Genomic DNA, 7,875 nt, shown 5'->3' with positions numbered 1-7,875 from the left:
ATCGACGTCCGAGGAAGGGTACCAGCTTCATCCGCCGCACGTCTTGACGTTGGAAATTGCGCTCGAATTTATCGCCGAAGATGAATTGGTCGAAGTGACGCCAAGCTCGCTCCGATTGCGGAAGCGGATCCTTGATTTCGAGCTTGCGAAACAAGCCGCCAAACGCGCCAATGGGTAATGGGTGTTAGGTGAAAGGTGAAAGGTGTAAGGTGTAAGGCGTAGGGGCAGACCCTCTGGGTCGTCCGGTGTTGGGTGATGGGTGTTGGGTAGGGGCGGCAAAGAAAATGTCCGCCCGTTTCGTAGGGGCGTATTGCAATACGCCCCTTTTTTGTGTAGGGGCAGACCCATTGGGTCGCCCACAGTAGGGGTCGAAACGCTTCGACCCGGACTGCCACGTCCGCCCGCATATTTTATTGACCGCCTATTGCCTTCACCTGATACAGCATGTTGGGAGAAGTTTGGAGAATACTCGGATCGGTATAGGTGGTATCGCCATTAGTAGTGATTACCGGTGTCCACTCCATCGCATCGAACGGACGCCGATACAAGTTGTACTGGTTTACGGTAATCGTATCACCGGTGATCGTATTCCGAACAGATGACCAACTCAAGTTCGCGTTATCACCGGAGGTGCTTATCGTAAGATTGGAGGGAGATTGCGGTACCGGTACAAGCGAAAACGACGCTGGGGACATACTTGTAACTAAGTGTTGTTCCGCTCTGATTTGTATTCGTGCATAAGTTGTCGGCGCACCAGTGACAGTCCAAAGTATTTCGCCATCGTTGGGCTCGTTACTGAACAGCGTTTCCCATGTTCTACCGTGTCCGTAATTACGGGTTATATCAACTTGAACGTTGCCTACGATATTGTTTGAAGTCCAGCGAATTGGTACAATTGTTCCAATTCCCCAAGATTCTCCTCCGACCGGAGTTGTAAGAGTGAGGCGTCGTACCGCTTCTTCAAATCCATAAATACCCATCCCCGCCGTGCCATCGGCAACGAACACACAGTTTTCATTTATACCTACGAGAGCCGATTCGGCAGTACCGGGAGTATCGTAGAAAGCATACTCATAAGGATTCGCAGGATTGCTTTTATCGATTAAGCGAAGTCCGTTAATTCCATCAGTAATGAATGCAAATTGACTAAAATCATTCACCCAACTCACATATCCCGGTGTATCGAAACAACCAACTTCGCTGGCAGTCGTCCCATTGAATGACCAAAATCGCACCCCGGAGTCACCGTCGGCTATCGTCCAATTCGACATAAACAATGCCTCACCTGGTGTCGGGTATGTCAGGGTCAAACCCGATGAGACTTGGCGATAATAGATCCCTTCCGTTCCATTAGCAACGTACCAGAAAAACGGACTCGCGTACACAAAGTGAGTGAAACCAGTAAAGCTCATCGACTGTAAAAGTACCGGAAGTCCGTCATTCGCTTGTACCATGGCGACACCGCTATTACCGTCGGCAACGGTTAAATAGGTATAATTTGGCGCGAACCAGCTTAACCTTCGTGCATCACCGGGAGTGTCGCAGATTCCAGAAATAACGGGATTGGCAGGGTTTGAGAAATTAACGGCAACGACCCCGGCAGTACCACAAGCGAGGTATACATAATTTCCGTATGCGATCAAATCGTAGGCAATTCCCGGGGTCGTACAAGCACCAACAAATTGCGGAGCAGAGTAATTGGAAATATTTACAATTTGTAAGCTGTTCCCATCCGCAATTAGTGCATTGTTACCTGACCTTGCAACGCTCCTTGCATAACCGGGAGTATCGAAACCTCCGATCCGGTGCATGAGCAAACTGTCTTGGGCGAAAGTGATAGACTCGGATAGCTGGAACGCGAAAAGAGAAGTGAGAAGAACAAGGATGTTGCGCATGGTAGTGTCCAGTTGAGAGGTTCTTTGAGTGTTATGTAAAGGTTGACAACAAAAAGTACACTTCCTTCTCCCCTCCAATCAAGTCCGTTTTCCCCAAAATGAAAATTTTTGGTAGATAGTGGGCGGTTACAGGAGCAAGGGGTGGTTGCGGGCTTCCAAGCCCGTATTTTCGGATTCGATGAATCGAATCTCAATAATGGGCGTACTGCATAGCTCATATAAATCGTAATTCTAAGGGAACCTCAATTGCTTGCATTCACGAGATGTACCAACTAAGTTGAATTGGTAGACAATACTTGTAAGAAACTTAGAGCAGGTATCTGAAATGAACCTCAGGCAATTTCTTCAGCAACGCTGTCAGCAGTTTCCGGTAATATCTTTTTGCGCTGTGACTTTTTCCTTGTCTTGGGGAACCTTTTTCCTTTACACATTTTTGAATAATTCGTTGGGAAGACCGGAGCTGCATTACCTCCCTTTTGTTCAGTTTAGTCCTGCGCTCGCGGCTATTGTACTGTTACTGATTACAAACGAACGTGACGGATTTCCACGGTTGCTTCGAAGTCTATCGAATTGGCACATTGGTAAAGGTTGGATTATACTGTCATTGCTGTTTGAGCCGCTTCTATTTCTGGGAATTTCATTTGCTTTTTGGATAACAACCGACACGCTTCCCGGATGGAGCACCGGTGGATTTTTCTCCGGCCTGTTCGCTGCATTGGTCGTTTTCGTTGTAGGTCTTGTGCGTTGGGGAATATCAGAAGAGATTGGTTGGCGAGGATGGCTGTTACCGAAATTGCAGCAAAACTTCGCTCCCTTCCCAGCATCGCTCATACTCGCTGTTATTGTAACCCTATGGCATTTTACACCAGATGCTTTTTTGACGATTGGCAACGTGTACGAAGGTGAGCTGATATACGGTTACTATCCGAGAGTTGTAGAGCGATTGCTTATATCGATTCCAATCACGATGCTGATAACAGTTATCTATAACAACACAAAAGGTAGTCTTCTCGTGATGATGATATTCCATTCTGCGAGCAATACTTCCTACTTCGCGATAAAAGAATCATTTGGCGTTGTACACACCGACTTCTTCAAAATTTCGATGCTCATATTATTGTCTTTGATGTTTTTGTTGTTGTCATTTCTAATGATAAAACGGTCGGGAAAAGTTGTTGCCTTTTAACCGATCCTGTTGGGCGTGAACTGGTTTGAGAAGTACGACCGACATGTGCTCATCAGAGTGGTTATGGGCTTTCAAGCCCGTTTCAGAAAAAAACAGTAGAAGTTGACGGACTTGGAAGCCCGTATCCACCCCCTACACCCTTCACCCTTCACCCTTCACCCTACACCTTACACCTTACACCCTACACCTTACACCTTACACCCTACACCTTACACCCTACACCCTACACCTTACACCTTACACCCTACACCTTACACCTTACACCTAACACCTTACACCTACTCCCCATCATCGATGATGATTGGTTCGATGTCAACATCATCGGCAATGCCGCTACTAATCGATTCCGTTTGGTAGTTATAGAATTTTTGCTCGGATTGTTTTGCCATCGTTTCTTCCCGTTCGCTGGCGCGTTTCGCGACGCTCAATTTGCTTAACGCTTCGGGGTCGTTGGGCGATAAGGTAAGCGCTTTTTCCAATACACCGACGGCCATCGTGCTTTGCCCGGTTGCAATGTACATCTTCCCTAATTCGACATACGGATGGGCGCTGTCAGGAATCGCATCACAGGCTTTCTTCAACATTTCGATCGCACTGGCAAAATCCCCCTGCAAGCGTTTACTTTCACTGAATGCCATGTATGGATCAAGATCGAACGGATGCTTGAAGACAGCGACAGTAAGCAACGATTCGGCGGTCGAATACGCCTGCAGCCGGACATAGGTCCAGCCCAATCCAGTCATCGCCTCGACGCCATCGGGATTATACTCCAACGCTTTTTGGTAGGCTTGTAACGCATAGAGGTGTTCGCCGTTATTCGCATTCGATTTCCCTTTCTTCACGTATCCGGCGTAATTCTCGCTACTGATAAATAGCGCATAGAAAATCCAAATCACGACAAACAGGAGCGCAGGAACCAAAAAAATCATACCCCATTTTTTCGTGTAGGCGCCTTTCGGCATCAAATCCGGTAAATGCATCATCTTCGTATCCAATCTTTTCAATACAGATAGAATAGTATAACGCGAAATATTCCCATTGCCAATCACTAACACGCAATGTATAAACAATTCGATTTCTCTTACTTCTTCTCGTTGTGACATAATTTGTGTTCGCCCGCACTCTAAAAACAGCAACATCATACACCAACATATACACACAACTCTTGGAGAATTTGTTTTTGCAGGGGTTGTATCCTTGTTTCAAGGAAAAACGGATGTTAATTTTCCCGTTACGGAAGATTTTGTCGCTTTGATACACCGCTCGTCTGTCAATCCGCGCTAAGACATCGGCGCAATTTCGCAAAAGATTTCGTCGTTAGGAGCAAACATGAAATTACTGGGCATCCTCATCCTCGTACTACTAATCGCTTTCCCAACATTTGCAACCATTCGCATTGTTGACAACAGCGCCGCCAATCCCACTGCCTACCAAACCGTCCAAGCCGCTCACGATGCCGCCAGTATTGGCGATACGATCTATGTTGTCGGTTCGACCACATCGTATGGGTACTTCAATTCAAACAAACGGTTGGTGTGGATGGGTCCGGGATACTTTCTCGACCAAAACACCGGATCGCAAGCCCGACTGCCTTCAGCGACCATTTCCAACGGGCAGTTCGCGGCTGGATCCAGTGGATCGATTTTTTGTGGGATTTCCGTTGCAAACTACATCATGATTAGCGTGAACGATATCGTAATCCGGCGTTGCAATTTCTTTGGCGCTGATGGCTATAACGTGTATGCTACTGCATCGAACATCTTAATCGAACAGTGCTACATCTCCAATCCAAACACGTATATGTCGAATGTTATTAGTCTCCAGAGCTCCCACGATGTAACGATTCGGAATTGCTACATTTACGCAGCCGCTTACAACGCCCAAGCACTTCACAGCTTATCGGAAGCAGGTCCAATCGATGTACGGAATTGTATCATCTATGGCAACATCAGTTTGACGAATGTAACCTTTACCGATAACATCCTCCGCAATGCCACTAATGTTGTCTTCACGGGAACTGCTTACTACAACCTTTGCGACGGTTCGCAATTTGGTACCACGAATGGCAATCAAGCCAATGTGAATATGTCTACGGTCTTTGTCGGTACCGGTAGCAGCGATGCCCAATGGCAATTGGCAACTGGTTCGCCTGCCATCAGTGCCGGCAGATTTGGTGGTAACTGCGGTATGTATGGCGGCGATGCGCCATATATATTGTCCGGCATTCCGCCGATTCCAACGATTACCCTCTTCGACGCCCCTGCCACCGGATCGACGCTGAATGGCTTACAAACCAGAATTCAAGCCCGTTCCCGGAATTAGCGGCGGAGTAGAATATGATTTTCCATCGCCAGCATTGGCATTATCCCAAAAACTATCACTGTCTGATCGACGTTGCATTGATGTTACTTACTGTATTCGGAATTGTTCTGCTACTGGCTCTAACAACGAAAGCACAGACACTATCCGGCGCTGAGTACTATATCGATAGCGATCCCGGTTACGGAATGGCAACCCCGATTCCCATCCAAGTCGGTGGCAGCTTCTGTGACACGGCATTCACGGTAAATCTATCCGGCATTTCGGTTGGTTTTCATTCGTTGTTTACCCGGATCCGAGATAATAACGGCGTATGGTCGCTGCCAATCGTCAAACCGATTCTGGTCGAAAACATACCCGCCGGATTCGCGAATGTTACCGCTGCTGAATATTTTCTCGACAGTGACCCCGGCTTTGGCGCGGGAACAGCAATTCCCATTACAGCAGGACAAACGATTCAGACAACTTTCGTTGCAAGTTTGACGGGTGTACAAAGCGGCTTTCATTCATTATTTGTTCGGATGTGCGATGGCAATGGAAAGTGGTCGCTACCGATTGTGAAACCGATTTTAGTTGAAACCCTACCGGCAACAAACCCGAACATTTCCGGTGCCGAGTATTTTATCGATACAGATCCCGGTTATGGCGCGGGTACTGCTATTCCCATTACACCGGGACAAACGATCAATACAATATTTACTGTAACGCTAAGCGGCTTATCTAACGGCTTTCATTCCCTGCATACTCGCACCCGCGACAGCGCCGGGAAGTGGTCGTTGCCACATGTAAAATCGATTTTAGTTGAGACTATCAGTATAACCTTACCAAACATTACCGGCGGTGAATATTATCTCGATAGCGATCCCGGATTCGGAAATGGTACACCAATTACGGTAACGCAATCGCAAACCATCGATGTTACGTTTATCGCAAATTTGACTGGTTTGACAGCCGGGATGCACAATTTGACTGTGCGGATGCGAGATGCGAATGGACAGTGGTCGCTGCCCTATTTATATCAAGTGAATGTGCAGGAACCACCAGGCGAGCCGCAATTCCTGTTAATCACATACGATGCTCCCAATCATCGCGCCATTTTGCAATGGTCGCCCTCGACACCTACCTCCGGTCCAATTCGCTGGTATCATATTCATCGTTCGACGAATCCATATTTTGTACCTTCCGGCGATACCTACCGGATTGGTACCACGACCGGGACGACCTATGTGCACTATGATGAGAACGTTACCCAAAACCAATACTATTATCGGGTAACGGCACTCGACGATCAAGCACGATAGTTTGTAGAAAAGGTGAAGGGTGAAAGGTGTAGGGTGAAGGGTGAAGGGGGATTGTTAGGGGTGGATACAGGATTCCAATCCTGTGAACTACGGTGTAATTTTCCACTGCTACAGGTCTGGAGACCTGTAACCACCAAAGTAGGGGTCGAATTTATTCGACCCGGGCGGATGGACATCCGCAATCTGTTTTGCATCTGAAGCTGATGCACCGGGCTTGATAAACCCAACGCATTACCAGCGTTGGTTCACAAACTCAAATGAATCTTTTATTCGTGTTTGTAATCAAGCCCCTACACTTCCACCAACCGCCACAATTTCCCTTGTAATCGGATGCGCGGCATATCCAACGGGCTCTTCTCATACGGATGAATCGCATCGACCGTTACGGAAGATAGTTGATTCGGCAACAGCGCAGTGCCCGGTTCCGCACCACGATAGACCAGCGATCCTTCGGTAACCGCTTCGATGCCATCGTAGAAATAATGGCACTGTTTTCCGTCATACAATTCGCCAATCCGATGCGGACATTCGCGGATGTCGTTACCGCAAATTGCGCAGGTTGGTGTCCGGAATAGGAAAGCAATCGACGCTTCATTGACCAACCCGCCATCGATTTCGAGTCGTAAATCTTCCGCCCGGCTATGACCCTTGAGCCAATACAATTTCGGGACGATATAAGAATGCTCGTCGTGTTGTTCGATCTCGCCGCCGAAGAATCGCGCGACGGCAATATGATTGCGGTTGTGTCCGATAAGCGTCGGTGCACCTTGTACCAATTCGAGCAATCGTGAGAGATCCTCGGTGCGGAATTTTCCCCCTTTCGCATCGATGGCGTCACCGGCAAGCCGACATCTTCGGACATGGATGGTGGTTTCGTCGAGCGGCATCAGCGGCGGATTCTTCAGGGCGTGAATTAATTCAATATCGCTTTCCGATACCATTTGTTTCGTTTCATTTTCCGGTTGCGCTAACAACGCGCCGGTTAATACACGTTCAATCATGATTTGCTCCATACGTGGCCGCGACATTCTTGTCGCGGTAGGGTGTAAGGTGAAGGGTGAAGGGTGTTGTTAGGGGTGGATACAGGATTCCAATCCTGTAAAAAGGGGGGGTACCGACAGGTCTCCAGACCTGTATAAAAAAAAAAGAATCAATAAAAACAGGTCTGGTGACC

Annotated in this window: 6 protein-coding genes; 3 read left to right on the top strand and 3 right to left on the bottom strand. The window is 47.7% G+C overall.

The annotated features are described in order from the left end of the window. Positions 1 to 410: 410 nt before the first annotated feature. Positions 411 to 1,895 carry a hypothetical protein gene (locus OEM52_12020; protein ID MDK9700864.1) on the bottom strand — a complete coding sequence of 495 codons (1,485 nt, stop codon included), beginning with the start codon at positions 1,893 to 1,895 and terminating at the stop codon, positions 411 to 413. Positions 1,896 to 2,220: 325 nt separating this feature from the next. Here OEM52_12020 and OEM52_12015 point away from each other — a divergent pair, with 325 nt between their 5' ends. Next, entirely contained in the window at positions 2,221 to 3,081 is an 861-nt protein-coding gene (locus OEM52_12015) for a CPBP family intramembrane metalloprotease (GenBank protein MDK9700863.1), read from the top strand. A gap of 278 nt (positions 3,082 to 3,359) precedes the next feature. Here OEM52_12015 and OEM52_12010 read toward each other — a convergent pair whose 3' ends face one another. Further along, positions 3,360 to 4,064, bottom strand: coding sequence for a tetratricopeptide repeat protein (locus OEM52_12010; GenBank protein MDK9700862.1), 705 nt, complete (start codon positions 4,062 to 4,064; stop codon positions 3,360 to 3,362). Positions 4,065 to 4,410: 346 nt separating this feature from the next. Here OEM52_12010 and OEM52_12005 point away from each other — a divergent pair, with 346 nt between their 5' ends. Continuing rightward, positions 4,411 to 5,403: a hypothetical protein gene (locus OEM52_12005; GenBank protein MDK9700861.1), complete on the top strand. Its 993-nt coding sequence runs from the start codon at positions 4,411 to 4,413 to the stop codon at positions 5,401 to 5,403. A gap of 14 nt (positions 5,404 to 5,417) precedes the next feature. Next, positions 5,418 to 6,701 (top strand): hypothetical protein, encoded by a 1,284-nt coding sequence (locus OEM52_12000; protein MDK9700860.1) that lies wholly within the window; start codon positions 5,418 to 5,420, stop codon positions 6,699 to 6,701. A gap of 290 nt (positions 6,702 to 6,991) precedes the next feature. Here the strand turns inward: OEM52_12000 and OEM52_11995 are convergent, their stop codons facing one another. Then, positions 6,992 to 7,702: a hypothetical protein gene (locus OEM52_11995; protein ID MDK9700859.1), complete on the bottom strand. Its 711-nt coding sequence runs from the start codon at positions 7,700 to 7,702 to the stop codon at positions 6,992 to 6,994. Positions 7,703 to 7,875 lie beyond the last annotated feature (173 nt).

Source organism: bacterium (assembly GCA_030247525.1).
GTDB lineage: Bacteria > Electryoneota > JAOADG01 > JAOADG01 > JAOADG01 > JAOTSC01.
This window is presented reverse-complemented; position numbering and strand designations above follow the sequence as displayed.